This is a genomic window from Piscinibacter defluvii (assembly GCF_004011805.1).
In the GTDB taxonomy this organism is placed as follows: Bacteria; Pseudomonadota; Gammaproteobacteria; order Burkholderiales; family Burkholderiaceae_C; genus Piscinibacter; species Piscinibacter defluvii.
In genome coordinates, this window is the sequence record NZ_RCHJ01000003.1 from 75,535 (window position 1) to 101,028 (window position 25,494).

Sequence of the window (25,494 nt, forward strand, 5' to 3'; positions counted from 1 at the left end):
CAAACGAGTTTGCGAGAATGGGTCATGGACGACGCAGAGGACACGGTCAAGGAGCAGCGCGCGGTCCAGTCGGTGGAAGTCGGCGGACGTCTGCTGCTCGCGCTCGGCGCCCACACGGAGGCCATGACGCTGAAGGACCTGGCTGCCTACGCCGGCATGCCGCCGTCGCGCGCGCACCCCTATCTGGTGAGCTACGGCCGCCTCGGGCTCGTGCGGCAGGATGCCGCGAGCGGGCGTTACGCGCTGGGGCCGGCCGCGCTTCGCCTCGGGCTGACGGCGCTGCAGCAGTGCGATCCGATCCGCGTGGCCGAGCCGGTGGCCCAGGCGCTGGCGGACGAGACGGGCCTGGCGGTGGCGATCGCGGTGTGGGGCAACTTCGGCCCGACGGTGATTCGCATGATCGACGCGCGCCAGCCGCTGCACGTCGCGATGCGCTCCGGCACCGTCATGTCCATGTTCGGTACCGCCACCGGCCGCGCGTTTGCGGCGGTGCTGCAGGACGAGCACATCGCCGCCGCGCTGTCCGGCGCGGCCCTGGGTGGCGGACGCGCCGGCGCCCGGCAGCCGCTTCCCGAGGCGGAGCTCGCTGCGGCACGGGAGGACTATGCGCGCCACGGGTGCACCCGCGCGATCGGGCGGCCGATTCCCGGCGTCAACGCCTTCAGCTCGCCGGTGTTCGACCACGACCATGTGCCGGTGCTGGTGCTGACGCTGCTGGGCCACCAGGACCACGTGCCGGCGGCGTGGTCGTCGCCGGCGGCTTCGGCCGTGAAGCGCGCCGCCTCCGAGGTGTCGGCTCGCCTGGGCTGGTGCGGCTAGACCTCGGCGCTGCAGGCCTGGCGCCCGCTCACGCGGATCGCAACGTGACCGAAGGCGATTCGCCGAACTGGCGCCGGTAGTCGGCCGAAAACGCGCTCATGTGCCAGAAGCCCCAGCGGGCGGCCACGTCGTGCACCGTCGCGCCGCTGCCGGCGAGCCGCTTCAACTCGCGCCGAGCGCCGCACAGACGCACGGCGCGCAGGTACTTGTGCGGGCTGATGCCCAGCACGTCGCGGAAACACAGCTCCAGCCGGCGCGGGCTGGCACCCACCTCCTTGCAGAGCTCGAGCATGGTCAGCGGCCGGTCCTGCGCATCGAGCACCCGCTCGACGGCCCGATCGACGATGCGCCGACGCGCTTCGATGCGGCGCAGGTCGCGCACGTCCACGCTGCCCGGAATCGCCTCCAGCCACTCGACCAGCAAGGCGTCGCGCAACTGCGCCGCCGACTCGGGCACGGCCAGGAGCTCCGGTCGGCGCATCGCTGCCTCGAGGGTGCGGAGGTGGGCCTCGCGGACATGCTCGGTGGTTCCCGGGCGCGCCTGCACGGCGACCTGGCAATCGAGCCAGCTCGACCACGGCTTGTCGTAGAGCGATTGCCACAGGGTGCTCAGCTGCGCCGCCCGCACGACGACGGCAACGATGTGCGAGTCCTCGCGCATCGTCAGGTCGAGTTCCTCGCCCCGGCCGATCATGATGCTCTGGCCGTCGACCTCCTGGCCGTGAAAGTGGCCTGAGCCCGCAGGCGACAACGACATCGCGAATCCGATGTTGCCCGAACCGAGCTGCCCGCGCTGGCGTGTCGCGCGGTTGGCCGATTCGCACACCACCCGCAGATCGGGCAGTTGCACCACGCTGAAGCGCCCCTCGAACGTGCCGTGGGACAGCTGCTCGTATCGAAGCTTCCAGTCCCACTGGGCCGCGGCGAGGTCGTCGATGTCGTGCACCTCGCTGGCCTGGACCCAGGCCGTCCCGGGCGTGACGAGGGTGGTGCCTGATGCTGCGCTCTGCAGCGGGTTGGGAGTCGACATGGTGTTCGGGACCGGAGGGCGCCACGACGATGCATCGCAAGGCGCATGCCAATTGGGCAACACGCGCCCCGCGCCGTCAAACAGGGCAACCCCCTTGGCCCCGTGATTACCCGAACTCGGGCGTGCGCAGAACTGATAACGCCGCCACCCCATGTGCCCGCACATTGCGGTCCGTCGATGGCCCCGGCCGCGTCCAGGCCGGTCTTTCAGGAGAGCACCACATGACATCGGGCGTTTGCAACTCTGCGCGAATCGCGCTGGCGTGCGTGGCGTTGGCGACGGCGCAGATCGGCGTCGCGCAATCGCGAGATGCCGCGAGGCTGGGCAAGGATCTGACCGGCGTCGGTGCGGAGCCCGGTGCGGGCGCAGGCGGCGTCATCCCGGCCTTCGCGCCGGCCGGCGCCCTGGAGCCCGGGTGGGCGCCCGGCAAGCCCCGCGGCGACTTCTTCAAGTTCAAGGGCGACAAGCCCCTGTACACCATCGACGCGGGCAACGTCGACCAGCATGCCGCCAAGCTGTCGCCCGGGCAGGTCGCGCTGATCAAGCAGGTCAAGGGCTACCGCATGGACGTGTACCCGAGCCGCCGCACCTGCGCGAACCCCGACTTCGTGCTCGAGAACACGAAGAAGAACGTGGCCACCGCGAAGCTCGGCGCCGACGGCTGGAGCCTCAAGGACGCCGTGCTGCCCGGCATCCCCTTCCCGATGCCGGCCAACGGCGCGGAGGCGATGTGGAACGCCAAGCTCAAGTACGCCGGCGTCGGCTACGAGTGGCCGCTGAACTACATCGCGCTGTCGCCGCGCAAGGGCTCGAACGACTGGATCCGCGCCGGCGCGACCCAGACCTACTACTACCCGTGGGGCAAGAAGGGCAGCACGCCGCTGGCCCAGTTGCCGCCCGTCGAGTACTACACGTACTTCGCCTACGAGTCGCCCACCGCACTGGCCGGCCAGGCGCTGGCGATCGTGTTCTACACCGACAAGCCGGGCGACACCTTCTACTACTTCCCGGGCCAGCGCCGCGTGCGCCGCATGCCGACCTACGCCTACGACGCGCCCCAGATCGGCTTCGAGAACCAGTACACCATGGACGAGCCGCGCATGTTCAACGGCACCATGGACCGCTTCGACTGGACGCTGGTCGGCAAGAAGGAGCTGGTCGTCGGCTACAACAGCTTCGGCATGTACGACCCGGCGGTCAGGCTCGACTCGGTGCTGGGTGCCGACATGCCCGCGAGCGAGGCCCGTCGCTACGAGCTGCACCGGGTGTGGGTGGTCGAGGCCACGGTCAAGCAGGGCGTGCGGCACGTGGCGCCCAAGCGCACCTTCTACCTGGACGAGGACAGCTGGTCCATCGTCGTGGCCGAGGACTACGACGCGCAAGGCAAGCTCTGGAAGCTGCGCGAGAGTTTCGTGATCCCGGTGCACGAGACCGGCAGCTGCGACAACCCGGCCTTCGTGCAGCACAACCTGATCGACGGCCGCTACGTCTTCGACCAGAGCCCGCTGGGTGCGGGCAAGGACATGCGCTGGGTCGTGGAGTCCAAGGAGCCCAAGTTCAGCGAGGGCTTCTACACCGCCGACAACCTGCGTTCGATCAGCGAGCGCTGATTCAAGACCCCAACCCGGAGGGAAGACCCATGAAGCTGAGTGCCCTTGGGCAGGGTGCGGCGCTCGCCTGCGCCGCTGCCGGCCTGCTGCCCGGCCAGGCCGCCGCCTTCACGTTCGAGACCGAGTCGATGAAGGGCTCGTTCGATTCCACGCTCACGCTCGGGGCGGGCCAGCGCCTGGGCAACCAGAGCTGCAATCTGATCGGCACTCCCACGGCCCGCTGCAGCGAAGCCCAGGTGAACCCGTTGACCTGGGCCGGCGCCGACGACGGCAACCTGAACTACGACAAGGGCGACTTCTTCACCGCCTACGTCAAGGGTTCGCACGAGCTGCTGCTGACGATGCCCGGCGAGGGCCTGAAGTTCATGGGCCGCTTCAACTGGCTCAAGGACTTCAAGGCCGACGACACGCGCACCACGCCGCTGCAGCCCGATGCGAAGAAGGAGATCGTCAACGACGTGAACCTGCTGGACCTGTGGGTCAGCAAGGAGTTCAAGCTCGGCGAGCGGAACGGCCGGGTGAAGATCGGCAACCAGGTGGTCAGCTGGGGCGAGAGCCTGTTTGCGCTGGGCGGCATCAACGCGACCAACGCCGTGGACCTGGTGCGCCTGTCCAACCCGGGCGTGCAGTTGAAGGAGGTGTTCCTGCCGGCGCCGATGGTGAGTGTGGCCAGCTCGATCGCCCCGGGCCTCAACGTCGAGGCGTACTACCAGTTCAGGTGGAACCGCTACAAGTTCCCGCCGGCCGGTTCGTACTGGTCGCAGGGCGACATCTTCGACAAGGGGCGCGGTGACCTGCCGTTCCTGGATCGGGACAAGGAGCCCAAGGACAGCGGCCAGTTCGGCGTCTCGCTGCGCTGGCGGCCCACCGGCATGGACACCGACTTCGGCTTCTACGCGCTGCGCTACCACGACAAGACGCCCAACCTGGCCTACAGCACCGGCGCTGCCGAACTGCTGCAGTGGAACTTCGTGCCCGACCGCACGCTGCTGGGCGTGAGCGCGAACACTGCCTTGGGCGACTGGGCGGTCGGCGCGGAGCTCTCCTACCGGCCCAAGGACGCCGTGGCGTTGACCGCCTGCGCCGACGCGGGCACCGGCGGCACGGCGCAGGACTTCACGCCGACCGCGGCGCCGGCCACCGCCTGCCCCGGCTGGGTGGACAACAAGCGCTGGCAGCTGCACCTGACCGGCCTGTACAGCCTGATCCCGTCCAACGCAGGTGCGTTCCTGGACCTGATCGGTGCGCAGACCGGCACCTTCCTGGGCGAGTTCGTCGTCATCCACTACCCCGGCATCAGCCAGGACCAGCTGGTGCGCCGCACCATCGACGGCGTGGCGATCGAGCAGGCGGTGGCGGCCGGCCTGTGGTGGCTGCCGTCCTCCGGGTCCGGCGTGACGAAGGGCTTCGGCGACGCCACGTCGATGGGCTACATGGCCGACTTCAGCGTGGTCTACGACAGCTCGCTGATCAAGGGCTGGCAGGTCATCCCGGGCATGTTCGTGCAGCACGCGGTGAAGGGATCGACGCCGAACTTCATCGGCAACTGGCTCGAGGGCGCGAAGACGGTGAACCTGTACGTCAACTTCGTGCAGAACCCGGCGGCGTGGCAGGGCGGCGTCAACCTGGCCAGGTTCTTCGGCGGCAAGACGCCGACGCACCAGCCGCTGGGTGACCGCGACTTCGTCGGCTTCTATCTCTCGCGCAACCTCTGAGAGGCCCGGCATGTCGTCGCCCGCAATGCCCTCGGCGCCGGTGCGTGCGCTTGCGCGCGCCGAGGCGTTCTGCTTCACGCGCCGTGGCCTCATCCTGGGCGTGCTGCTCGTGCTGACGGCCGTGATGGGCTGGTTCGCGCTGCAGCTGCGCATGGATGCCGGCTTCGAGAAGCAGATGCCGCTCGGGCACGAGTACATCCAGACCTTCCAGACCTACCGCAACGACGTGCTGGGCGCGAACCGGCTCAACATCGTCGTGCGCGCCCGCGAGGGCCGGATCTGGACCCCGGCCGGGCTGAAGCGCCTCTACGAGGTGACGCAGGCGGTGACCTACCTGCCCAACGTCGACCGGCTGGGTGTGCAGTCCCTGTGGACGCCCAACACCTTCGTCAACGAGATCACCGAGGAAGGCTTCCGGGCCGACCCGCTGATCGCCGGCACGATCACGCCCGAGCAGATCACGCCGGAGCTGATCGCCGGCATCCGCCAGGCGGCCAGCCAGGGCGGCTTCATCGGCACCATGGTCTCGCGCGACGAAGCCGGCGCGATGGTGGTGGCCGAACTCGCCGAGACCGACCGCGACGGCCAGCGCCTCGACTACGTGGCCTACAACCGCATCCTCGAGGAACAGATCCGCGCCAGGTTCGAAGACAAGGACTTCGAGGTGCAGATCATCGGCTTTGCGAAGCAGATCGGCGACATCGCCGACGGCGCCGCCTCGGTGCTCGAGTTCTGCGCCATCGCGCTGCTGCTGACGGCGTTTGCCGTCTTCTGGTACTGCCGCTCGATCGCCTTCACGCTGCTGCCGATCGTCTGCTCGCTGGCCTCGCTGGTGTGGCAGTTCGGCACCTTGCGGCTGCTGGGCTACGGGCTGGACCCGCTGGCGGTGCTGGTGCCGTTCCTGGTGTTCGCCATCGGCGTCTCGCACGGCGTGCAGCAGATCAACTTCATCGTGCGCGAGCTGGCGCAGGGCAAGACCACCATGCAGGCCTGCCGCGCCAGCTTCAGCGGCCTGCTGATCCCCGGCATCCTGGCGCTGGTGACGGCGTTCGTCACCTTCATCACGCTGCTGCTGATCCCGATCCCGATGGTGCGCGAGCTGGCGGTGGCGGCCGCGCTCGGGGTGGCCTACAAGATCGTCACCAACCTGGTGATGCTGCCGGTGGCCGCGTCCTACGTGACCATGAAGCCGGGCTGGGCCCAGCGAGCGATGGCCATCAACCACCGGCGCGCCGCCTGGCTGCGCCCGGTGGCGCGCCTGGCCGAGCCGCGCCGGGCCGCCTGGACGCTGGCGGTGGTGGCCGTCGTGTTCGGCGTCTCGGTCTGGCAGAGCAGCGACCGCGTGGTGGGCACCCTGCAGCCCGGGGCGCCGGAACTGCGGCCCGAGGCGCGCTTCAACCGGGACGCGGTGTCCATCTCGACCAGCTTCGACACCGGCCTGGACTGGCTGACCGTGGTCTTCGAGTCGCCCCAGAACTCCTGCGAGAACCCGGCCATCGGCGCCTGGCAGGACGACTTCGTCTGGCAGGTCGGCAGCGTGGAGGGCGTGCTGTCGGCGCTGTCCTTCGCCGGCCAGATGCGGCTGTTCAACGAGGGCTACAACGAGGGCCACCCGAAGATGTCGGCGGTGCCGATCGATGGTGCCAACTACTCGGGCCTGGCGGCCGAGATCGGACGCACGCGCGGCATGTTGCGCGGCGACTGCAGCATGAGCGCGGTGCACCTGTTCCTGGCCGACCACCAGGCCACGACGATCAACCGGGTGATCGATGCGGTGAAGCGCTTCCGCGTCGCCGAGCCGCTGCCCGGCTCGAGCATCCGGCTGGCCTCGGGCAACGCCGGCGTGCTGGCGGCCATCAACGACGAGGTGCACAGGAGCGAGCTGCCGATGATGCTGTACGTGTACGGCGCCATCGTGCTGCTGGTGGCGCTGGTGTACCGCGACTTCCGCGCCGTGCTCGCCTGCTGCCTGCCGCTGACCGTGGGCACCTTCATCGGCTACTGGTTCATGAAGGAGCTGCAGATCGGGCTGACGGTGGCCACGCTGCCGGTGATGGTGCTGGCGGTGGGCATCGGCGTGGACTACGCGTTCTACATCTACAACCGCCTGCAGCTGCACCTGGCGCACGGGCAGCCGATCGTCAAGGCCATCGAACACTCGATCCTCGAGGTGGGCGCGGCGACGATCTTCACCGCCATCACGCTGGCCATCGGCGTGGCGACGTGGTCGTTCTCCGAGCTGAAGTTCCAGGCCGACATGGGCAAGCTGCTGGCCTTCATGTTCATGGTCAACATGGTGATGGCGATGACGGCGCTGCCGGCGTTTGCCGTGTGGCTCGAGAAGATCTTCCCGCGGCGCACGGCGGTGCGGGCGCCGGGCCTGCTGGCGCACTGAGGAGGCCCCGATGAACGCATGTTTCCTGGCCTGCGCGGCGCTGACGCTGGCCGCATGGGGTGGGCTGCCGGCGGCCGCGGCGCCCGACGCGACGGCGGCGCTGCAGGCGCGCCCGGCAGCCCGGGTGGCGCACGCGGCCACGGCGGCGCTGCTGGCCGCGGCACGCGCCGGCGCGCGCCTGGTGGCCGTGGGCGACCATGGCGTGGTGCTGCTGTCCGACGACGGCGGCGCGCGGTGGCGCCAGGCCCGAACGGTGCCGGTGCGCTCGGCGCTCACCGCCGTCAGCTTCGCCGACGAGCGGCGCGGCTGGGCGGTGGGCCACTGGGGTGCGGTGCTCGCCACGCAAGACGGCGGCGAGACCTGGACCCTGCTGCGAAGCGACACCGCCGAAGACCGGCCGCTCTTCGCGGTGCACGCCTTCGACGCCCAGCGCCTGGTGGCCGTCGGGCTGTGGAGCCTGGTGCTGACGAGTGCCGACGGCGGCAAGAGCTGGGCGCCGGTCGCACTGCCGCTGCCGCCGGCCGCCGACGGGGCGAAGGCGACGAAGGCGGACCTGAACCTGTTCGGCCTGTTCACCGATGCCCGCGGCCACCTCTACGCGGCCGCCGAGCGCGGCATGGTGCTGCGCTCCGAAGACCGGGGCGCGAGCTGGACCTACCTGCCCACCGGCTACAAGGGCTCGTTCTGGACCGGTGCGTCGCCGGCGCCGGGCGTGCTGGTGGCGGCCGGGCTGCGCGGGGCGATCTACCGCAGTGCCGACGACGGCCAGTCGTGGACGCGCGTCGACAGCGGCAGCAAGGCCTCGATCACGAGCCTGGTGGTGCAGGGCCAGGACCTGGTGGCGCTGGGGCTGGACGGCCTGTTGCTGCGCAGCGCCGATCAAGGGCAGCGGTTCACGGGCGCGCCGCGCGGCGACCGCGCCGCGCTGACCGCCGCCGTGCCGCGGCCCGACGGCGCGCTGGTGCTCTTCTCCCGGCGCGGCGTCGTCCGGGACTGATCCGCGCCCCGCTTCACCCACGTTGGCTTTCGAAGGATCCGACACCATGAAGTACCCGGCCTTGGCCTTGCACATCGGCGGCCAGTGGCTGCCGCGTGCCTCCGGCGGCGAGCGGTATGTGTTCAACCCGGCGGACGAGGCGCCGCTGGCCGCGCTGCCGCTGGCCGGCGAGTCCGAGCTGCAGGAGGCGGCCGAGTCCGCGCGGCGCGGCTTTCGCGTCTGGCGGACCCTCAGCGCACACGGGCGCTACGCCATCCTGCGCCGTGCCGGCGAGCTGATGCGCCAGCGCACCGACGAGATCGCCTGCGTGCTGACGCTGGAACAGGGCAAGCCCCTGGCCGAGGCAGTGCGCGAGGTCAAGCTCAGTGCCGACATCCTCGACTTCCAGGCCGAGGAGGGCAAGCGCCTGTACGGGCGCACGGTGGCGCCGCGGGTCGAGGGCATCCTGTCGCAGACGGTGCTGCGTCAGCCCGTGGGGCCGGTGGCCGCGTTCACGCCCTGGAACTTCCCGGCCAACCTGCCGGTGCGCAAGCTCGCCAGTGCGCTGGCGGCCGGCTGCAGCGTGGTGATCAAGCCGGACGAGGAGACCCCGGGCACCTGCATGCTGATCGTGCAGGCCTTCCTCGATGCCGGCGTGCCGGCCGATGCGATCAACATGGTCTGCGGCGATCCGGCGCAGGTGTCGTCCACGCTGATCGCGCATCCGGCCATCGCCAAGGTCTCCGTCACCGGCTCGGTGGCCGTCGGCAAGCTGCTGGGCGAGCAGGCGGCGCGCCACGTCAAGCGCTTCACCGGCGAACTGGGTGGCCATGCGCCGGTGATCGTGGCAGACGACATGTGCGAAGGTGCGGCACTGGCCTTCGTGCTCAGGAGCTCGCTCGCCGCGAAGTACCGCAACGCCGGCCAGGTGTGCGCCTCGCCGATCCGCTTCTACCTGCCGCGCCGCCACCTGGAGGCGTTCGCCGAGCAGTTTGCACTCGGCGCGCAGCGCCTGCGGCTCGGCCCCGGCAGCGATCCGCAGACGCAGATGGGACCGCTCGCGCACGCGCGCCGCATCGACGACATGGAACGCTTCGTCGACGATGCCGTCGCCCAGGGCGCGCGCCTGCTGACCGGCGGCCATCGGGTCGACCGGCGCGGCTGGTTCTTCGAGCCGACCGTGTTCGCCGACGCGCCGGCCAGCTCGCTGCTGATGCGCCAGGAGCCCTTCGGCCCGATCGCCGTGCTGCGGCCCTACGACACCCTGGAGGATGCGATCAGCGCCGCCAATGCGCTGCCCTACGGCCTGGGGGCCTACGCGTTCACCCGCGACCTGCACGTCGCGCACCGGCTCGCCGAGGAGCTCGAGGCCGGCATGGTCGGCATCAATCACTTCGGCGTGTCGCAGCCCGAGATGCCGTTCGGCGGCTGGAAGGAAAGCGGCATCGGCCAGGAGATGGGGGCCGAGGGCGTGCTGCACTACACCGAAGTGAAGACCATCACCGTGGGCGTGCCGGGCTGAGCCCGCGCAGGCCGATCGATACCTCATCCGAAGAGACCGCCATGCATCCGAGTCCCGACCAGCTCAAGCGCGACAACGCGCAGTTCATCTGGCATCCCATGGCCCACCCGGGCGCGATGAAGAAGGCCGCGCCCGACATGATCGCGCGCGGCGAAGGCTGCTGGATCTGGGACGTCGACGGGCACAAGATGCTCGACGGCGTCGGCGGCCTGTGGGCCGCCAACCTCGGCCACAGCAACCGGCGCGTGCGCGACGCGATCGTCGCGCAGCTCGACGAGCTGCCGTTCTACAACGTCTTCCGCGGCACCACCCACGTGCGCGCGGTCGAGCTCTCCGCGCGGCTCGTGAAGATGATGGCGCCCGACGAGGTCGGCGCCGTGCTGTTCTCCAGCGGCGGCAGCGATGCGGTGGAGGGCGCGCTGAAGATCGCGCGCCAGTACTGGAAGCTCAAGGGCCAGGCCGACCGCTTCAAGTTCATCAGCCTGCGCCAGGGTTACCACGGCGTGCACTTCGGCGGCATGAGCGTGAACGGCAACACCAACTTCCGCCGCGCCTACGAGCCGCTGCTGCCGGGCTGCTTCCACGTCGACACGCCCTGGCTCTACCACAACCCCTACACCGATGACCCGGTGCGTCTGGGCGAGATCTGCGCCGAGCTGCTGGAGCGCGAGATCGTGTTCCAGGGGCCGGACACGGTGGCCGCCTTCATCGCCGAGCCCATCCAGGGCGCGGGCGGCGTGATCGTGCCGCCGGACAACTACTGGCCGCTGGTGCGCAAGGTCTGCGACAAGCATGGCGTGCTGCTGATCGCCGACGAGGTGGTCACCGGTTTCGGCCGCGCCGGCGCGATGTTCGGCACGCGGCTGTGGGGCGTCAATGCCGACCTGTGGTGCCTGGCCAAGGGCATCAGCTCGGGCTACGTGCCGCTGGGTGCAACGGCCATCGGCAAGAAGGTGGCCGAGGTGTTCGATGCCGACGCCACCGGTGCCGCCTCGGTGTCGCACGGCTACACCTACAGCGCCCACCCGGTGGCCGCCGCCGCGGCGCTGGCGACGCTGGTCGTGATCGAGGAACTGGACATCCCCGCCAACGCGGCGCGCGAAGGCGCCCACCTGCACGAGCGGCTCGCCTCGTTCACCGAACGCTTCGGCTTCGTCGGCAACGTGCGCGGGCGCGGGTTGATGGCCGGCATCGAGATGGTGGCCGACAAGGCAGCGCGCATCCCGGTGCCGCGCACCAGCGACATCCCCGCGCGTGTGGCGCGCGAGGCCTACCGGCGCGGCCTGATGGTGCGCATCTCGGGCCCCAACATGATCCTGTCGCCCCCGCTGGTGATCAACCGGGCCGAGGTCGACCTGATGGTCGATGTGCTGGAGCAGAGCTTCCAGGCCGTGCAGGCCACGCTCTGATCCGAGCGGCCACCGTCTCAATCCAGGAGGAGTCCAACGTGTCCAACCCATCGCCCCCCCGTTCGGCCGGTCTCGGCTTCAAGGCGCTGTTCGCCGCCGCCATCGGCGTCATCGTGGCGCAGCTCGGGATGGTCAGCTCGGCACAGGGCATCGGCATCGGCGGCTGGGGCTTCGTCGTCGCGCTGGTCATCGCGTTCGCCATCTCGCTGGCCAATGCCTTCGCCTATGCCGAGATGTCGTTGATGCTGCCCAGCCAGGGCTCGCTGTCGAGCTTCGCCGAGGCGGCGATCGGCAACTTCCCGGCCATCATGCTGGTGTTCGCCGGCTACGTGACGCCGGCGATCTTCGGTCTGCCGGCCGAGCTGATCCTGGCCGACGCGATCCTGACCGACGCGCTGAAGCTGCCGCTGCCGACGTACTTCTGGCCGGTGGCCATCGTCGCGCTGTTCGCGCTGCTGAACATCCTCGGCACCGACGTGTTCGCCAGGGTGCAGACGCTGCTCAGCTTCGTCGTGCTGCTGTTCCTGGGCGTGCTGGGCGCGGTGGCACTGGCCGGCGGTTCATCGGCCGCGCCGGCCGAAGGGGCCGGGCTCGCGCAACTGTCGAAGGACACGGTGACGATCGGCCTGGTGGCGCTGGCGTTCTGGGTGTTCGCCGGGATCGAGTTCGTCACGCCGCTGGTGACGGAGGCGCGCAACCCCAGGCGCGACCTGCCGCGGGCCATGATCCTCGGCCTGGTGGCGCTGCTCGCGGTGCAGGTGCTGTTCGTGCTCGGTGCGGCCACGCTGCTGCCGCGCGAGAAGCTGGCCAGCGCACCGACGCCGCACCTGGATGTGGCCGCCGCCGTGCTGGGGCCGAACGCGGCCGTGATCATCGCCGTGCTGGCGCTGCTCGCCTCGGCCAGCCTGATCAACACCGTGCTGGCCGCGGTGCCGCGCATGCTGGCCGGCATGGCCGACAACGGGCAGGTCTTCCCGCTGCTGAAGTACCGCCATCCGCGGCTCGGTACGCCGGTGGCCGCGATCCTGTTTGTCTCCGCCTTGCCGCTCATCGGCGTCTTCTGGTCCGGCGGCAAGGTCGAGGCGATCCTGCCGCTGATGATCGCCGCCTCGGTGGCCTGGCTGATGGCCTACATCATGGCCCAGGTGTCGCTGATGGTGCTGCGTGCGCGCCACCCGGAGCTGCCGCGTCCGTTCAAGGTGCCGGGCTATCCCGTGGTGCCGGTGCTGGCGATCGCCGGCATGGTGTTCGTGATCGCCAACAGCTCGCCGGCGCCCGAGATGACGCGGGCCATCGCCACCTACACCGGCGTGGTGCTGGCGCTCTTCGCCGTCGTCGGCGCGGTGTGGGTGAAGGCGGTCATGAGGCGGGGGCTGTTCGAGCCCGTCAAACCCCATCTCGGCTGACGAGGACATGTGGCCATGAGCACCCGCCCACGCATCCTCATCATCGGCACGGTCGACACCAAGAGCGACGAGATCGCCTTCCTGCGGCGCAGCGTCGAGCAGTGCGGCGGACGCGCCACCATCATGGACGTGGGCGTGCTCGGCCAGGGCGGCTTCGTGCCCGACATCCCGAACACCGAGGTGGCCGCCGCGGCGGGCGTGACGCTGCAGCAGATCATCGACAGCGGCGACGAGAACAGCTCGATGACCCTGATGGCGCAAGGCGCCACCGCGCTGGCGCTGCGCCTGCACGCCGAAGGCCGCATCGACGGCATGCTGGCGCTGGGCGGCACGATGGGAACCGACCTCGCGCTGGACGTGGCCAACGCGCTGCCGCTGGGGGTGCCGAAGGTCGTGCTGTCGACCATCGCGTACTCGCACCTGATCCCGCCCGACCGCATTCCGCCGGATCTCATCATGCGGCTGTGGGCGGGTGGCCTGTACGGCCTGAACCGCCTGTGCAAGGCGGCGCTGGCGCAGGCTGCCGGCGCGGCGGTGGGTGCCTGCCTGGCGCGCGTGGAGGCGGGCGCGGACGAGCGCCGCCCGATGGTGGGCATGACTTCGCTGGGGTCGAGCGCGCTCAGGTACATGAAGCGCCTGAAGCCCGCGCTGGAGGCGCGCGGCTACGAGCTGGCCGTCTTCCACACCACCGGCATGGGCGGCCGCGCGTTCGAGGACCTCGCTTCGCGCGGGCGCTTCGTCGCGGTGATGGACTTCAGCCTGCAGGAACTGGTGAACCATCTCGCCGGCTCCTGCGTCACCGCCGGGGCCGACCGTCTGCGCGGCGCGGGCCGCGCCGGTGTCCCGCAGATCGTGGCGCCGGGCGCCTCCGACATGGTCGACTATGCGGCGTGGTCTCCGTGCCCGAGGGCCTTCGAAGGGCGCGCGCTGCACGCGCACAACCGGCTGATCGCCTCGGTGAGTGTCGATGCCGCGATGCGCCGTAGCGTGGCGCGCGAGATCGGACAGCGGCTGGCCGGGGCGAAGGCGCCGTCCTGCGTGTTGTTCCCGAGCCGCGGCATCGAGGAGTGGGACCGCCCCGGCGAGCCGCTGCACGACCCCGAAGGCCTGGCCGCGATGGCCGATGAACTGCCGCGCCACCTCGGGCCGGGCACGACGCTGGTCCGCATCGACGCCCACATCAACGATGCCGCCTTTGCCGACGCAGCGCTGACGGTGTTCGACGACTGGGTCGAGCGCGGCCTGATTCCGCGAGGCGTGCAATGAGCGGGGCACTGGTGCTGGACTTCGGCGGCGTGATCTCGCGCACGATGTTCGAGACGCATGCGCTCAGCGAGGCGGCGCTCGGCCTGGCGCCCGGAACGTTGACCTGGAAGGGCCCGTTCGATCCCGACGGTGACGCGCTCTGGCGCGACATGCAGGCCGACAGGATCAGCGAGCGCGACTACTGGATGACGCGCACGCGCGAGGTGGGCCGCCTGCTCGGGCAGGAGTGGGACCGGATGGAGACCTTCGTGCAGCGCGCCCGCGGCGCGGACGTGGAGGCGGTGATCCGGCCCGAGGCCGTGGCCGCGATCCGTGCGGCCAAGGCCGCCGGCTGCAAGCTCGGCATCCTCTCGAACGAACTGGACCTGTTCTACGGCGCCGACTTCCGGCAGCGGCTGCCCTTGCTCGCGCTCTTCGACGTCATCGTCGACGCCACCTACACGCAGGTGCTGAAGCCCGACGCGCGTGCGTATGCGAGCTGCCAGGAACAACTCGGCGTCGCCGCCGGCGACTGCGTGTTCGTCGACGACCAGCAGCGCAACATCGACGGTGCCTTGCGCGCGGGCTGGCGCACCGCGCACCTGGACGTGCGCCGGCCGGCTGCCGCCTTCGCGCGTGCGCTGGAACTGCTCGGCGTGGCGCTGCCCGCCGAACTGCTCGATCAGCCTGTTCGTGCCGCGCGATGAGCGCGCCACGGGCTCGAGGCGTCGAGCACCGACGGACGCGCGAGGCGGAAGGTGCGCGCCGTGATCAGCGCGACCAAGCCCAGCAGCTCGGGCCGCCCGGCCAGCACGGGCCCGAAGTCGAACGCTTCGTTCTTCGAGGCCCCGGCGGCTACCTGAGCGGCACGGTCAGTTCGGTGATCAGCGCCGCCGTCTCCGGCCGGACGCCGCGCCACCAGGCGAAGGCTTCCGCGGCCTGCTCGACCAGCATGCCCACGCCGTCGGCCAGGCGGGGCACACCTGCGTTCTGCGCCAGCCGCAGGAACGGCGTGAGCCCCTTGCCGTACGCGAGTTCGTAGGCCAGCGTGGTGCCGACCAGGACCTCGGCAGGCACCGGCGGCAGCTCGGCGCGCAGGCTGGCCGAGGTGGCGTTGACCACCAGGTCGAAGCGCTCGCCGGCCAGGTCGTGGTAGCCGCAGGCGGTGACCGGGCCCGCCGCACCGAACTCGCGCGCCAGCGCGACGGCCTTCTCGACCGTCCGGTTGACCACCACCAGCGCCGCAGGGCTCTGCGACAGGAAGGGCAGCAGCGCCCCGCGCGCCGCACCGCCGGCACCGAGCAGCAGGACACGCCGGCCCGAGAGCGCCACACCGAGGTTGCGCTGGATGTCGCTGACCAGCCCGACGCCGTCGAAGTTGTCCGCCAGGATGCGGTCTCCCTCGAACTTGAGCGCGTTGGTCGCGCCGGCCAGGCGGGCGCGCTCCAGGCGGTCCGTCGCCAGCTCGTAGGCGCGCAGCTTGAACGGGGCGGTCACGTTCATGCCCTTGCCGCCGCCCTGGCCGAAGGCGCGCACCTGGTCCTCGAAGCCGTCGATCGATCCTTCGATCGCGGTGTAGGCGAGGTCCTGCCGCGTCTGGCGGGCGAAGCTGCCGTGGATCAGCGGTGACTTGCTGTGGCCGATGGGGTTGCCGATGACGGCATAGCGGTCGGTCATCACGTTCTCCTTCACGCGCTGAACAGCACGCCGTCGGCCTGCATCGAGGCGATCTCGGCGGCCGTGAAGCCGAGCTTCTCGGCGACCTGCGCGTTGTGCTGGCCCAGGTCGGGCGCGACCTGGCGCACCGTGGTGTCGCAGTCCGAGAAGCGGAACGGGAGATTCGGCAGCCGCAGCGTGCCGAAACGCGGGTGCTGCTGCTCGACCACCATGCCGCGCGCCTGGATCTGCGGATCGGCCAGCACCTCGTCGATGCGCTGCACCTTGGCCGCGGGCACGTCCACGCCGTCGAGCAGCGCGAGCACCTCGGCGACCTGGCGCGCTGCCACCCACGGCTTGACGACGCCGAGGATCTCGAGCCGGTGCGCGTTGCGGCCGTTCAGGGTGTGGAAGCGCGTGTCGTCGGCGAAGCCGGCAGGGCCGCCGTGGGCCGCGACCAGCGCGGCAAAGCGCTTCCACGAATCGTCGACCTGGGCCGCGATCACCAGGTCGCCATCCGCGGCGCGGAACACGCCGTACAGCGTCGAGGTCGGCATGTCGTGGCCGGTCTGCTCGGGCACGACCTGGCCGCCCGACAAGGTGTAGCACTGCACCGCGTACTCGTGCATCGACACCAGCGTGTCGTACAGCGCCATGTCGATGTGCTGGCCGCGGCCACTCGCCACGCGGCCGAGCAGTGCCGCGTTGATGGCCGCCACCGCGTGGATGCCGGTGTACATGTCGCCCAGCGAGATGCGCAGCAGCGGCGGCGGCTCGCCCGGCGTGCCGACCATCTGCATGATGCCGCTCTTGGCCTCGGCGATGAGGCCGAAGCCGGCGCGGTGCGAGTCGGGCCCGGTGTGGCCGTAGGCGGAGATCGAGCAGTACACCAGCTTCGGGTTGCGCGCCGAGAGTTCGGCGTAGCCGAGGCCGAGCTTGTCCAGCGCGCCGGGTCGGTAGTTCTCGATGAAGACGTCGGCCGAGTCGCACAGGCGCTGCATGAAGTCCTTGCCTCGTGGGTCCTTCATATTCACGCTGACACCCTGCTTGCCCATGTTGAGCTGCAGGTAGTAGCCGCTCTGCTGGTCGTCGAGGATCCAGGCGTGCTGGCGGCCGGCATCGCCGCTGCCGGGGCGCTCCACCTTGATCACCTCGGCGCCGAGCGCGGCGAGGCAGCGGCCGACGTAGGGGCCGGCGAGGAAGTGGCTGTAGTCGACCACGCGGATGCCGGCCAGCGGCAGGGCCTGGGTCATGTGGCGCTCCCCGGACGGCGCGGGATCATCAGGCGGTGTTCGCCGCGCTGGACGATCTCGCCCTTCTGGTTGATCAACTCGGACGGCAGCACGACGATGCCCCAGCCCGGCTTGCTCTTGCTGGCACGCATGGCGCCGACCTTGAACTTCACGTGCAGCACGTCGTCGACGCGGATCGGCAGCAGGAAGTCCCAGGTCCAGCCGAGCGACATGCCGGGCAGGAAGCGGTAGTCGCTCTGCGTCTTCAGCCCGTCGGCGATCGACAGGCCGAACAGGCCGTGCGCGACGATGCAGCCGAAGTGGCTGGCGTTGGCGTAGGCCTCGTCGACATGCACCGGCGTGTGGTCGCCGGTCAGGTCGGCATAGGCGAGGATGCGTTCCTTGGTGACGGTGTAGGTCGGGCTGACGCATTCGTCACCCTCCTGCGCGTCGTCCCAGTACTTCTCCGGGCTCATTCGGTGTCCTTGGTGGGTGGCTGGTTCAGGCCGCGACGCGCGGGTTGACGGCGAGTGCTTCGGCCACGGCGCTCGCCGGACGGGCCTGGATCAGTTCGACGGCCAGGCCGTCGGGCAGGCGCAGCCAGTTGCGCCCCTGCGGCATCTCGGCGACGCCGAAGGCCTTGGCCGCCTCCAGCGCGGCCTCCATGTCCTCGCACATGACGCCGATGTGGCCCAGCCGCCCTTCGGGGCCGGCGAAGTCGGGCTTGGCGATGAACTGCATGCCACCCAGGGTCCAGTACTGCGCGGGGTCCTCGAGGCTGCCCTGGACCTCGCGCATCGTCATGCCGAGCACGTCGCGGAAGAACTTGATGTGCCAGTGGATGTCGCGCACCCAGATGGCGACGTGCTCGACGTAGGCCTTCGCGGTCATGCCGCCTCCTTGTGGTTGGAACGGGTCGCCAGGGACCGCTCGATGCCCTTGATGCAGGCCACGAGCGCGGCGTTGACCGGCGTGGCGACGCCGAGGCGACGACCCCAGCGCACGACGGCACCGTTGATGAAGTCGATCTCGGTGATCGACCCCTTTTCCAGGCTCTGCAGCATCGAGGCCTTGAATTCGGGCGGCAGGCCCTCGGCGGCCCGGTCCCACGCCTGCACCGGCTCGGTGAAGCTCAGGCTGATGCCGGCGGCGCGGGCCACCTCGAGCGCCTCGCGCACCGCGGCCACCGCGGTGGACTTCAGCTCGGGCACGGCATACAGCTCGCCGTAGGTCAGCCGCGTGATGCCGCTCAGCGCACCGGTGGAGACATTGACGAGGAGCTTGTCCCACATCGTGCCGACGATGTTGTCGCTGACGCTCGTGGCCAGGCCGGCGTCGTTGAACACGCGGGCGATCTGCCTGACACGCTCGGTGACGGATCCGTCGAGTTCGCCGATGAAGGTGTGCTTGCCTGCCGTGCCGGACACGATGCGCCCGGGCGCCTGGAGAACGCCGCCGACGTAGGTCTTTCCCGCCAGGACCCGGTGCCGTCCGACTGCCTCGGCGAGGATGTCCTCGTGCCCGAGCCCGTTCTGCAGCGACAGCACGACGGTGTGCTCGCCGATCAAGGCCCCGGCGCCTGCAATCGCGTCGCGGGTGTGGAAGGACTTCACCAGCACGATGACCAGGTCGACGGGGCCGACACTCTCGGCCTCGGTGGCGGCCTGGACCGGCACGCGCCGCTCGCTGCCGGCGGTGACGACGGTGAGGCCGCCGGCTTTCATCGCATCCACGTGCGCCTTCGAGCGGTTGAGCAGCCAGACATCGGAACCGGCTTCGGCCAGGGCGGCGCCGATGGCACAACCCAGCGCGCCGGCACCGAGCACACAGATCTTCAAGGGTTCTCCCTCCGGGTGCCGCAAGGCGCGGCGTCGGGAAGAACGATAGGCAGCGACCCCGATACTGTCCATGGAATGGCTGACATAGACTTCATTGCGAAACGCAATGATGCTCCAACGTCTCCCGATGGAGGGGCACTGGGAGGTGCGCGATGCCGTCTCGAAAGCTGTCGAAGGCCGCTTCCGATGCCGAGCTGCTCGATCTGAAACTGCTGCGGCTGTTCGACCTGCTCTACAGCACCGGCAGCGTCACCCGTGCGGCCGAGCAGCTTGGCCAGAGCCAGCCCACGGTGAGCATCTGGCTCGGGCGCCTGCGCCGGACGCTGAACGATCCGCTCTTCGTGCGCACGCCGGCCGGCATGCAGCCGACGCCGCGCGCCGATGCGCTGATCGGCACGGCGCGTGAAGCACTCGATTCGCTGCGCCGCCTGTCCGAGACCCAGGTCGAATTCGACCCGTCCGCGGCCCGGCGGCGCTTTCGCATCTGCATGACCGACGCGAGCCACATCACGCTGCTGCCGCAGCTGCTGGCGCATGTCCGCGCCGCGGCGCCAGGGGTGGGCATCGTCGCCGCGCGCATCGACGCGGACACGGCGCGGGCCTTGCAGGCCGGTGACGTCGACCTGGCCCTGGGCCTGATCCCCGAACTGGAAGCGGGCTTCTACCAGCAGACGCTGTTCGAGCAGGACTGGGTCTGCCTGGCGAACGCGCGGCATCCGCGGATCGGCAACACGCTGAGCCTGAAGGCCTACAAGTCCGAGGCCCACATCGGCATCATCTACGGCACGGGCCATCGCCTGCTCGATGCGGCGCTGCAGGCCCATGGGATCGAGCGCCGCGTGCTGCTGGAGCTGCCCGGGTTCCTCGGGTTGCCCGCGATCGTCTCGACGACCGACCTGATCGCCTCCCTGCCACGGCAGATCGGTGAGACGCTGGCGCGGCTGGGCGGACTGAGCGTGTACGACTGCCCCGTGCCGATCCCGACCTTCACCGTCAAGCAGCACTGGCACGCGCGCTACCACCACGATGCGGCCAACAGGTGGCTCAGGGGCGTGTGCGCCGCGCTGTTCATCCAGCACGCTCCCCGTGCACGCACCCGGCGCTGAACCCCATTGCGCCGGGCCATGCACGGCCTGAGCATCCCGGCCAAGGCCGACCCCGGCGTGCTCTTCGACATGCGCTACGACGACAAGGGCGACCTCGACCGCGAGAGCTTCTTCGTCAAGGCGGTCAGCGGGCGCGCAGGTGATCGTGACGCTCGAGCCGGTGCCATGGGCTACCGCTTCTGTCAAGGCTTGTCCGACACCTGCCCTCAGGTCGATGTTCATCGCCGCCTTGTCGCGTGCTCGGGCAGGTGTCCGACAACCCTTGGCAATCTGGCGCGTTCGATCCTGGCGAATCCGATGCCGCGGGCATCCTGACGTGCGCGGCGCCCACGCCCTGCGGCGGTTGGCGCCTGTCGGGCCCGAAACATGTCATCAGCGACGGCGCGGTGTCGGACTTCTACATCGTCTCGGCGATGACGGGCGCGCCCGATGCAGCGAAGAAGGGGATCTCGCGCTTGCTCGTCGACAAGGGCCTGCCGGGCTTCGCGCTCGGCAAGGACCAGCGCAGGTGGATGCGCCGGATCGGCCAGCCGATCGAGGACTTCCAGATGGTCCAGCAGATGCTGGCCGACAGCGTCATTGAGGTCGACGCGGCACGCCTGACGGTGCTGCATCCCGCCTGGCTGATCGACCAGGCCGCCGAGACGCTGGGCCGCGTCGTCGACCGCGCGGTGCAGGTGTTCGACGGCATGGGCTTCGCCAAGGACCTGCTGATCGAGCGCCGCTGCCGCGACGCGCGCATCCACCGCATCGTCGACGGCACGTCGGAGCTCCACCGCGGCATCATCGCGCGTGGCCCGCGCCGGCGTGACGCCGCGCTGTTCGACGTCGATCGCTGAACCCACGACCTCGCGACCAAATTCGCCCGTGAGGAGGTATCGCGCCTCGAGGCGGACGTTCAACTTCGCCGGACGGCCGTCAATGGTCGTCGATGAACGGTGGCCTCCCGGCATGACGACCCGGGGGACAAGCGCACCACAGCCCGGCAGCGGCACACCAGGCCATCGCTGCGCCGAACGCCGTCCACCCCAGTTGCGACAGAGGCGACGCATAGGCCTGGCCGAAGACCAGCGCGCTCGACGAGATGCTGGCGTGCATCAGCACGGCGAGCAACAGGTTGCCCTGGGTGTGCTCGTAGACCACCGTCAGCACCAGCGACCACGCCGTCAGCAGCACCGGGCCCAGCAGCAGTATGAGCAGCCAGAACACCCAGCCCTCCCACGGAACGCCGAAGTAGTCGGCGTAGCCGTGCCACAGCCCGCCCCAGACCAGGCCTACGTACAGCGACGCCCGCAGGGCCGTGTGGCGCTGGCGCAGGCGGGGCAGCAGGAAGCCGCGCCAGCCGAATTCCTCCATCAGGCCGGCCGCGAGCCCCAGGGCGAGGCCCGGCGCGAGCAGCGCGCGCATGGCCCCGACATCCACCGGGGCGCCTGCCCACGCACGCAGCAGCGGCGTCAGCGCAGTGACCGCCGGAATCAGCAGCAAGGCCAGCCACCAGCGGCCTGCCGAGGGCGGCCGGCAGCGCGCGCGAAGCGCCGCCAGCCCAGGCCGGCCGTCGAGCAGCGCGGTCAAGATCAGCGCGGCCAGCGACGGCCCCAGGCCCCCGATCGCGGCGATGCCAAAGGCGATGCCCGGTGGATCGCGCAGCAATCCGCCGCGCCCGACGAGTACGAACAGCAGCGACCAGACGGACCACGACCACGCCAACGTCAGGCCGACGAAGGCGATGGCCGGGTGGGCGCGCAGCCACCGCATCGCGTCCCGCATCGCCGGGGTCGTCCGCGAGCCCATGGTCGGTCAATGGGCCGGCGGCAGCACGATGGGCTGCAGCAGGGCGCTGCGCCCCGGCACGACGGCATGGCGCGATCGATGCAGGGGCCGCCCGACGCTGTCGATCGTCAGCTCGTACTCGCCCTCCGGCAGATCGACGAACACGAAGGCCGAGCCCCAGGCCCGGTCGCGGCCATCGAGCAGCCGCATGACGTCTTCGGCACCATCCGTCTCCGGCTCGGGCACCAGCGAGCGCTCGATGCCCGCGCCGCGCAAGGTGATCGCCCGGATGCGGGGCGTCGCATGGGCATCCACCCGGCTGCCGGCGGGGCGTGCCCGTTCTTCGCGCACATACCCACTCAGACCGCCGCGGGGCCGCAGCGTGAACGCCAGTCGGGCCACGGCCTGCTCGTCGATGTGCACCCCCTGCCGCCGCGGCTCGGCGGCGAAACCATCGGCCAGCAGGCCCGCCTCGTAGTGCCCGGGCACCAGCGCGCTGACGGTGGCGCCCCCCTCGCCGGTCGACAGCGTCACGGTGATCGGCGACCCGGCGGGGGCGATGGGCCGCAGCACCAGCAGCGGCAGGCCTTGCGCCGGCGTGCCGGCAGAGTCCAGTCGGATGTCGAGGCGTCCGCGCGGCCCGGATGCCACCGCGCGCGCCAGCAGCGCGTGCAGCTGCGCCGTGACCTGCGGCGAGACGAGGATGCTGGTGTGGTCCTCGTCGTAGCCGAAGACCAGGCGGGCTTCTTCCTGCGCGGCGCGGCGCAGCTGGCTTGCAACCGTGACCGTGCCGTCATTGTTCGGGCGCCACAGGCCTGGCGCGCCGCGATGCCCGAAGAGCAGCGCGTACTCGACCTGCGGCGGCAGCCTGCGGTCGAACAGCGAGCGCATGAACGGGCCGTCGGGCTGCATGTCGCGCCACGAGGGCACGACGGCCGGCGACAGCTTCACACCGGTGTCGGCGGAGGCTTCGCCGGCCCACGGGGTCGACAGGGTGACGAAGAGCCGCACCTGGGGCAGGTTGGCGCCGTTGTCCAGCAGGAAGCGGCGCACGACCAGGCCGCCCATGCTGTGGGCCACGATCAGCAGCCGCTCGTAGCGGTAGCGCAGCTGCAGGTTCAGCAGCTTCCAGAACAGCAGGTTGGACATCGACTCGACCGCTGCGCCCGACGGATAGAAGAAGACCCAGGCCTGGTAGCGGCTGCGGTCGAGCTGGGCGATCTGGTGGCGCCAGTCCTGCGGCGAGCCGACGGCACCGTGCACGAACAGCACCGGCGTGCGCCGCGGGTCGTAGGGCTCGGTGAAGTAGACGTTCCCGCCCTGCGCGCGGAAGAAGTCCATCGGCTGCCAGTAGCCCTGGCGGCCGCGCTCGGCCGAGAACGCGGCGGCGTCGAGGTCGAGCAGCGCTCCGGCCTGGGTGCTCTGGCGGGACGCCGCCACGAGGCGCGGCACCTCCACGGCCTCCTGGCCCAGCACCATGTCCAGGCCGCCCACCATCCCGTCCTGGGTCACCGCCACGGTGCGACCGCCGTCGTAGCGCGCCGAGGGCTCACCGGCATCGAAGAGGCCGTTGCCGTTCCGGTCGGCAAAGGCGAACAGCGCGTGGTCGCCACGGGGCACGATCAGCTCATAGGCGCCATGCTCGTGCAGCAGGGTCTGGTGGGCGATCTGCCAGCGTCCGCCGACCCGGGTGTAGGCGCCGACGACGATGGCGCCATCGACCTGCGAGCCGGTCTCGACGCGCCCGACCAGCACGGTGGACGCCTCGTAGGCACGCGTCTGCGTGTTCAGTGTCGTGAGCGTGCATGCGCCCAGCGGCGCCAGCGCAGCGATCACGACAGCGAGATTCCGGGTCAGCATCGGGGCGGCCGGCAACACGCGAGCCGGGAGCTACCTTGGCACTCTGGCGCAGCGCGGTCGGCCAGCGATTGTTTTTGATCAAGCGGGCGGCACGGCTCCGCATCTGGAGGCGGACGAGCAGCGCCCGCCCGAGCGCAGCGCGACATCCATGTCGCCCTGGCGCGAGGCGAGCCCGGAAGCGGTCATTCAGGCGGCGCGAGCCGGCCAAAGAAAAAGGGCTTGGCGGTCGGCCAAGCCCTTGATCTTGCTGAGATTCTCGATGGTGGAGAGGAGGAGGATCGAACTCCCGACCTTCGCATTGCGAACGCGACGCTCTCCCAGCTGAGCTACCCCCCCACGAAGAAGCGGAAGTATAACAACTCCGGGAGGCCTTTCTGCCGGGTTAAAACGGCGGCCTCGAGATGCCGGAGACCGCCCGATGAGCGCACCCGACCCTGCCTGGCTGGACGTGCAATACAACAACCGCGCCCGCATCCCGGAGCATCCGCAGATCTTCGAGCGCTGGAACAGCGCGTCGGAGCTGGCCCGGGCTCGCTCGCTGTGCCTGCTCGACCTGCGCTACGGCGACGCGCCGACCGATACGCTCGACGTCTTTCCCGCGGCGCGCAACGGCGCGCCGGTGCTGGTGTTCATCCACGGCGGCTACTGGCGTGCCCTGGACAAGCGCGACGTGTCGTTCGTCGCTCCCGCCTTCCAGCAGGCCGGTGCGATGGTGGTGCTGCCGAACTACGCGCTGTGCCCGGCCGTGACCATCGATCAGATCGCCCTGCAGCTCACGCGCGCGCTGGCCTGGACCTGGCGCCACGCGGCCGATCACGGCGGCGACGCGTCGCGCATCGTGGTCGCGGGCCACTCGGCCGGCGGGCACCTGGCGGCCATGCTGCTGGCGTGCGACTGGACCCAGGTCGGGCCCGACCTGCCGCCGGGGCTGGTCGCGTCGGCCTTGTCGGTCTCCGGATTGTTCGACCTCGAGCCGCTGCGCCACACGCCCTTCCTCGCGCCGGACCTGCGCCTGACCGAGGCCTCGGTGCCGCGCCTGAGCCCGGCCGCGTGGCCTGCGCCGCGTGGCCCGCTGGTGGCGGTGGTCGGTGGCGACGAGAGCGAGGAGTTCCATCGCCAGAACACGCTGATCCGTCAGGCCTGGGGCGAGGCGGCGGTGCCGGTGTGCGAGGCGATCCCCGGCACCAACCACCTGAGCGTGATGCACGACCTGGCCGATGCCGGCACGCGGCTGCACCGCCTGGCCCTCGGCCTGCTCGGCCTGCCCGGCGGCGAACGCCGATGAGAATCGTTCTCATCTATTGTGTTGATTGCGGCGATTGACCGAATCAATGCATCGCATTGACCATTTGAATTGGCACCACCGTCGCCGCGGCGTTAGCGTTGGCGGGTGCCGCACCAGCCGCTGCGCAAGACCGGCGGTGCGGCCGCAGAGAGTCCCCCTACACCACAGGAGAGCGACATGGGCTTGAAAGGATCGAAGACCGAGCAGAACCTGAAGGACGCTTTCGCGGGCGAATCCCAGGCCAACCGCCGGTACCTGTACTTCGCAAACAAGGCCGACGTGGAAGGCCAGAACGACGTCGCCGCGCTGTTCCGCTCCACCGCCGAGGGCGAGACCGGTCACGCACACGGCCACCTCGAGTTCCTCGAGGCGGTGGGCGACCCGGCCACCGGCCTGCCGATCGGCACCAGCCGGCAGAACCTGGCCGCGGCCGTGGCCGGCGAGACGCACGAGTACACCGACATGTACCCGGGCATGGCCAAGACGGCGCGCGACGAAGGCTTCGACGAGATCGCGGACTGGTTCGAGACGCTGGCCAAGGCCGAGCGCTCGCACGCCAACCGCTACCAGAAGGCGCTGGACGCGCTCGTGGACTGAGCCACCGCCACGCTCGCACGGAC

The 25,494-nt window shown here is 70.4% G+C and carries 23 protein-coding genes and 1 tRNA gene; 15 read left to right on the forward strand and 9 right to left on the reverse strand.

Translation table 11 applies throughout. From position 1 onward, the window contains the following. Positions 1–24 precede the first annotated feature (24 nt). A complete protein-coding gene (locus D9C15_RS09830; RefSeq protein WP_127997273.1) occupies positions 25–819 on the forward strand; it encodes an IclR family transcriptional regulator in 795 nt (264 codons plus the stop codon). A 28-nt stretch (positions 820–847) separates the two neighbouring features. Here the strand turns inward: D9C15_RS09830 and D9C15_RS09835 are convergent, their stop codons facing one another. After that, positions 848–2,002, reverse strand: a complete 1,155-nt coding sequence (locus D9C15_RS09835; RefSeq protein WP_164886698.1) for a helix-turn-helix domain-containing protein — start codon at positions 2,000–2,002, stop codon at positions 848–850. 68 nt (positions 2,003–2,070) lie between these two features. On the opposite strand from D9C15_RS09835, the gene D9C15_RS09840 reads away from it, so the two are divergent. From D9C15_RS09840 to D9C15_RS09880, 9 genes are read left to right on the forward strand one after another with little or no spacing between them, the layout of a single operon-like run. Beyond that, entirely contained in the window at positions 2,071–3,459 is a 1,389-nt protein-coding gene (locus tag D9C15_RS09840; protein WP_127997275.1) for a DUF1329 domain-containing protein, read from the forward strand. A 29-nt stretch (positions 3,460–3,488) separates the two neighbouring features. Continuing rightward, entirely contained in the window at positions 3,489–5,174 is a 1,686-nt protein-coding gene (locus D9C15_RS09845) for a DUF1302 domain-containing protein (protein ID WP_127997276.1), read from the forward strand. A 10-nt stretch (positions 5,175–5,184) separates the two neighbouring features. Next, positions 5,185–7,569, forward strand: coding sequence for an efflux RND transporter permease subunit (locus tag D9C15_RS09850; protein WP_127997277.1), 2,385 nt, complete (start codon positions 5,185–5,187; stop codon positions 7,567–7,569). A 10-nt stretch (positions 7,570–7,579) separates the two neighbouring features. Further along, entirely contained in the window at positions 7,580–8,566 is a 987-nt protein-coding gene (locus D9C15_RS09855) for a WD40/YVTN/BNR-like repeat-containing protein (protein ID WP_127997278.1), read from the forward strand. 46 nt (positions 8,567–8,612) lie between these two features. Further along, positions 8,613–10,067: an NAD-dependent succinate-semialdehyde dehydrogenase gene (locus D9C15_RS09860; protein WP_127997279.1), complete on the forward strand. Its 1,455-nt coding sequence runs from the start codon at positions 8,613–8,615 to the stop codon at positions 10,065–10,067. Positions 10,068–10,108: 41 nt separating this feature from the next. Then, on the forward strand, positions 10,109–11,476 hold the full coding sequence (locus D9C15_RS09865) for an aminotransferase class III-fold pyridoxal phosphate-dependent enzyme (RefSeq protein ID WP_127997280.1): 1,368 nt from the start codon (positions 10,109–10,111) through the stop codon (positions 11,474–11,476). Between the two features lie 38 nt (positions 11,477–11,514). Further along, positions 11,515–12,882, forward strand: coding sequence for an APC family permease (locus D9C15_RS09870; protein WP_164886699.1), 1,368 nt, complete (start codon positions 11,515–11,517; stop codon positions 12,880–12,882). 15 nt (positions 12,883–12,897) lie between these two features. Beyond that, positions 12,898–14,148, forward strand: a complete 1,251-nt coding sequence (locus D9C15_RS09875) for a Tm-1-like ATP-binding domain-containing protein (RefSeq protein ID WP_127997282.1) — start codon at positions 12,898–12,900, stop codon at positions 14,146–14,148. Continuing rightward, a complete protein-coding gene (locus tag D9C15_RS09880; protein WP_127997283.1) occupies positions 14,145–14,834 on the forward strand; it encodes an HAD-IA family hydrolase in 690 nt (229 codons plus the stop codon). Before D9C15_RS09875 ends, D9C15_RS09880 begins: the two co-directional genes overlap by 4 nt. A gap of 148 nt (positions 14,835–14,982) precedes the next feature. Here D9C15_RS09880 and aroE read toward each other — a convergent pair whose 3' ends face one another. The 5 genes from aroE to D9C15_RS09905 are packed head-to-tail and all read right to left on the reverse strand — an operon-like array spanning position 14,983 to position 18,853. Then, a complete protein-coding gene (gene aroE, locus D9C15_RS09885; RefSeq protein ID WP_127997284.1) occupies positions 14,983–15,804 on the reverse strand; it encodes a shikimate dehydrogenase in 822 nt (273 codons plus the stop codon). Positions 15,805–15,815: 11 nt separating this feature from the next. Next, the gene (locus tag D9C15_RS09890; protein ID WP_127997285.1) at positions 15,816–17,036 is read right to left on the reverse strand and encodes a CaiB/BaiF CoA transferase family protein; all 1,221 of its coding nucleotides are present in this window, start codon (positions 17,034–17,036) and stop codon (positions 15,816–15,818) included. Next, complete coding sequence (locus D9C15_RS09895) at positions 17,033–17,491, reverse strand: MaoC family dehydratase (protein WP_127997286.1); 459 nt, start codon at positions 17,489–17,491, stop codon at positions 17,033–17,035. Before D9C15_RS09895 ends, D9C15_RS09890 begins: the two co-directional genes overlap by 4 nt. Positions 17,492–17,516: 25 nt before the next feature. Next, positions 17,517–17,906, reverse strand: coding sequence for a VOC family protein (locus tag D9C15_RS09900; RefSeq protein WP_127997287.1), 390 nt, complete (start codon positions 17,904–17,906; stop codon positions 17,517–17,519). Then, a complete protein-coding gene (locus D9C15_RS09905; RefSeq protein WP_127997288.1) occupies positions 17,903–18,853 on the reverse strand; it encodes a ketopantoate reductase family protein in 951 nt (316 codons plus the stop codon). The genes D9C15_RS09900 and D9C15_RS09905 overlap by 4 nt, the downstream gene beginning before the upstream one ends. Positions 18,854–19,005: 152 nt before the next feature. On the opposite strand from D9C15_RS09905, the gene D9C15_RS09910 reads away from it, so the two are divergent. From D9C15_RS09910 to D9C15_RS09915, 3 genes are read left to right on the forward strand one after another with little or no spacing between them, the layout of a single operon-like run. Then, positions 19,006–19,959 carry a LysR family transcriptional regulator gene (locus D9C15_RS09910; protein WP_127997289.1) on the forward strand — a complete coding sequence of 318 codons (954 nt, stop codon included), beginning with the start codon at positions 19,006–19,008 and terminating at the stop codon, positions 19,957–19,959. Between the two features lie 18 nt (positions 19,960–19,977). After that, positions 19,978–20,274, forward strand: coding sequence for a hypothetical protein (locus D9C15_RS33990; protein WP_240668357.1), 297 nt, complete (start codon positions 19,978–19,980; stop codon positions 20,272–20,274). Then, on the forward strand, positions 20,208–20,798 hold the full coding sequence (locus tag D9C15_RS09915) for an acyl-CoA dehydrogenase family protein (RefSeq protein WP_240668358.1): 591 nt from the start codon (positions 20,208–20,210) through the stop codon (positions 20,796–20,798). The genes D9C15_RS33990 and D9C15_RS09915 overlap by 67 nt, the downstream gene beginning before the upstream one ends. Positions 20,799–20,877: 79 nt before the next feature. On the opposite strand, the gene D9C15_RS09920 is transcribed toward D9C15_RS09915, so the two are convergent. The 3 genes from D9C15_RS09920 to D9C15_RS09930 all read right to left on the reverse strand — a co-directional run bounded on the left by D9C15_RS09920 (position 20,878) and on the right by D9C15_RS09930 (position 23,925). Continuing rightward, on the reverse strand, positions 20,878–21,726 hold the full coding sequence (locus tag D9C15_RS09920; RefSeq protein ID WP_164886700.1) for a CPBP family intramembrane glutamic endopeptidase: 849 nt from the start codon (positions 21,724–21,726) through the stop codon (positions 20,878–20,880). Between the two features lie 30 nt (positions 21,727–21,756). After that, entirely contained in the window at positions 21,757–23,589 is a 1,833-nt protein-coding gene (locus D9C15_RS09925) for an alpha/beta hydrolase (protein WP_127997292.1), read from the reverse strand. Between the two features lie 260 nt (positions 23,590–23,849). Beyond that, positions 23,850–23,925: transfer RNA gene (locus D9C15_RS09930), tRNA-Ala, on the reverse strand. Positions 23,926–24,007: 82 nt separating this feature from the next. On the opposite strand from D9C15_RS09930, the gene D9C15_RS09935 reads away from it, so the two are divergent. After that, the gene (locus D9C15_RS09935) at positions 24,008–24,874 is read left to right on the forward strand and encodes an alpha/beta hydrolase (protein ID WP_127997293.1); all 867 of its coding nucleotides are present in this window, start codon (positions 24,008–24,010) and stop codon (positions 24,872–24,874) included. Positions 24,875–25,051: 177 nt separating this feature from the next. Continuing rightward, the gene (locus D9C15_RS09940) at positions 25,052–25,471 is read left to right on the forward strand and encodes a rubrerythrin family protein (RefSeq protein ID WP_112190260.1); all 420 of its coding nucleotides are present in this window, start codon (positions 25,052–25,054) and stop codon (positions 25,469–25,471) included. Positions 25,472–25,494 lie beyond the last annotated feature (23 nt).

Coding starts and splice junctions, on each gene's coding strand:
- D9C15_RS09895 (WP_127997286.1), bottom strand. CDS start 17,491: ATGAGCCCGGAGAAGTACTGGGACGACGCGCAGGAGGGTGACGAATGC.
- D9C15_RS09840 (WP_127997275.1), top strand. CDS start 2,071: ATGACATCGGGCGTTTGCAACTCTGCGCGAATCGCGCTGGCGTGCGTG.
- D9C15_RS09925 (WP_127997292.1), bottom strand. CDS start 23,589: ATGCTGACCCGGAATCTCGCTGTCGTGATCGCTGCGCTGGCGCCGCTG.
- D9C15_RS09865 (WP_127997280.1), top strand. CDS start 10,109: ATGCATCCGAGTCCCGACCAGCTCAAGCGCGACAACGCGCAGTTCATC.
- D9C15_RS09890 (WP_127997285.1), bottom strand. CDS start 17,036: ATGACCCAGGCCCTGCCGCTGGCCGGCATCCGCGTGGTCGACTACAGC.
- D9C15_RS09850 (WP_127997277.1), top strand. CDS start 5,185: ATGTCGTCGCCCGCAATGCCCTCGGCGCCGGTGCGTGCGCTTGCGCGC.
- D9C15_RS09860 (WP_127997279.1), top strand. CDS start 8,613: ATGAAGTACCCGGCCTTGGCCTTGCACATCGGCGGCCAGTGGCTGCCG.
- D9C15_RS09880 (WP_127997283.1), top strand. CDS start 14,145: ATGAGCGGGGCACTGGTGCTGGACTTCGGCGGCGTGATCTCGCGCACG.
- D9C15_RS09845 (WP_127997276.1), top strand. CDS start 3,489: ATGAAGCTGAGTGCCCTTGGGCAGGGTGCGGCGCTCGCCTGCGCCGCT.
- D9C15_RS09835 (WP_164886698.1), bottom strand. CDS start 2,002: ATGGGGTGGCGGCGTTATCAGTTCTGCGCACGCCCGAGTTCGGGTAAT.
- D9C15_RS09920 (WP_164886700.1), bottom strand. CDS start 21,726: ATGCGGGACGCGATGCGGTGGCTGCGCGCCCACCCGGCCATCGCCTTC.
- D9C15_RS09910 (WP_127997289.1), top strand. CDS start 19,006: ATGCCGTCTCGAAAGCTGTCGAAGGCCGCTTCCGATGCCGAGCTGCTC.
- D9C15_RS33990 (WP_240668357.1), top strand. CDS start 19,978: ATGCACGGCCTGAGCATCCCGGCCAAGGCCGACCCCGGCGTGCTCTTC.
- D9C15_RS09940 (WP_112190260.1), top strand. CDS start 25,052: ATGGGCTTGAAAGGATCGAAGACCGAGCAGAACCTGAAGGACGCTTTC.
- D9C15_RS09900 (WP_127997287.1), bottom strand. CDS start 17,906: ATGACCGCGAAGGCCTACGTCGAGCACGTCGCCATCTGGGTGCGCGAC.
- D9C15_RS09855 (WP_127997278.1), top strand. CDS start 7,580: ATGAACGCATGTTTCCTGGCCTGCGCGGCGCTGACGCTGGCCGCATGG.
- D9C15_RS09830 (WP_127997273.1), top strand. CDS start 25: ATGGACGACGCAGAGGACACGGTCAAGGAGCAGCGCGCGGTCCAGTCG.
- D9C15_RS09875 (WP_127997282.1), top strand. CDS start 12,898: ATGAGCACCCGCCCACGCATCCTCATCATCGGCACGGTCGACACCAAG.
- D9C15_RS09935 (WP_127997293.1), top strand. CDS start 24,008: ATGAGCGCACCCGACCCTGCCTGGCTGGACGTGCAATACAACAACCGC.
- aroE (WP_127997284.1), bottom strand. CDS start 15,804: ATGACCGACCGCTATGCCGTCATCGGCAACCCCATCGGCCACAGCAAG.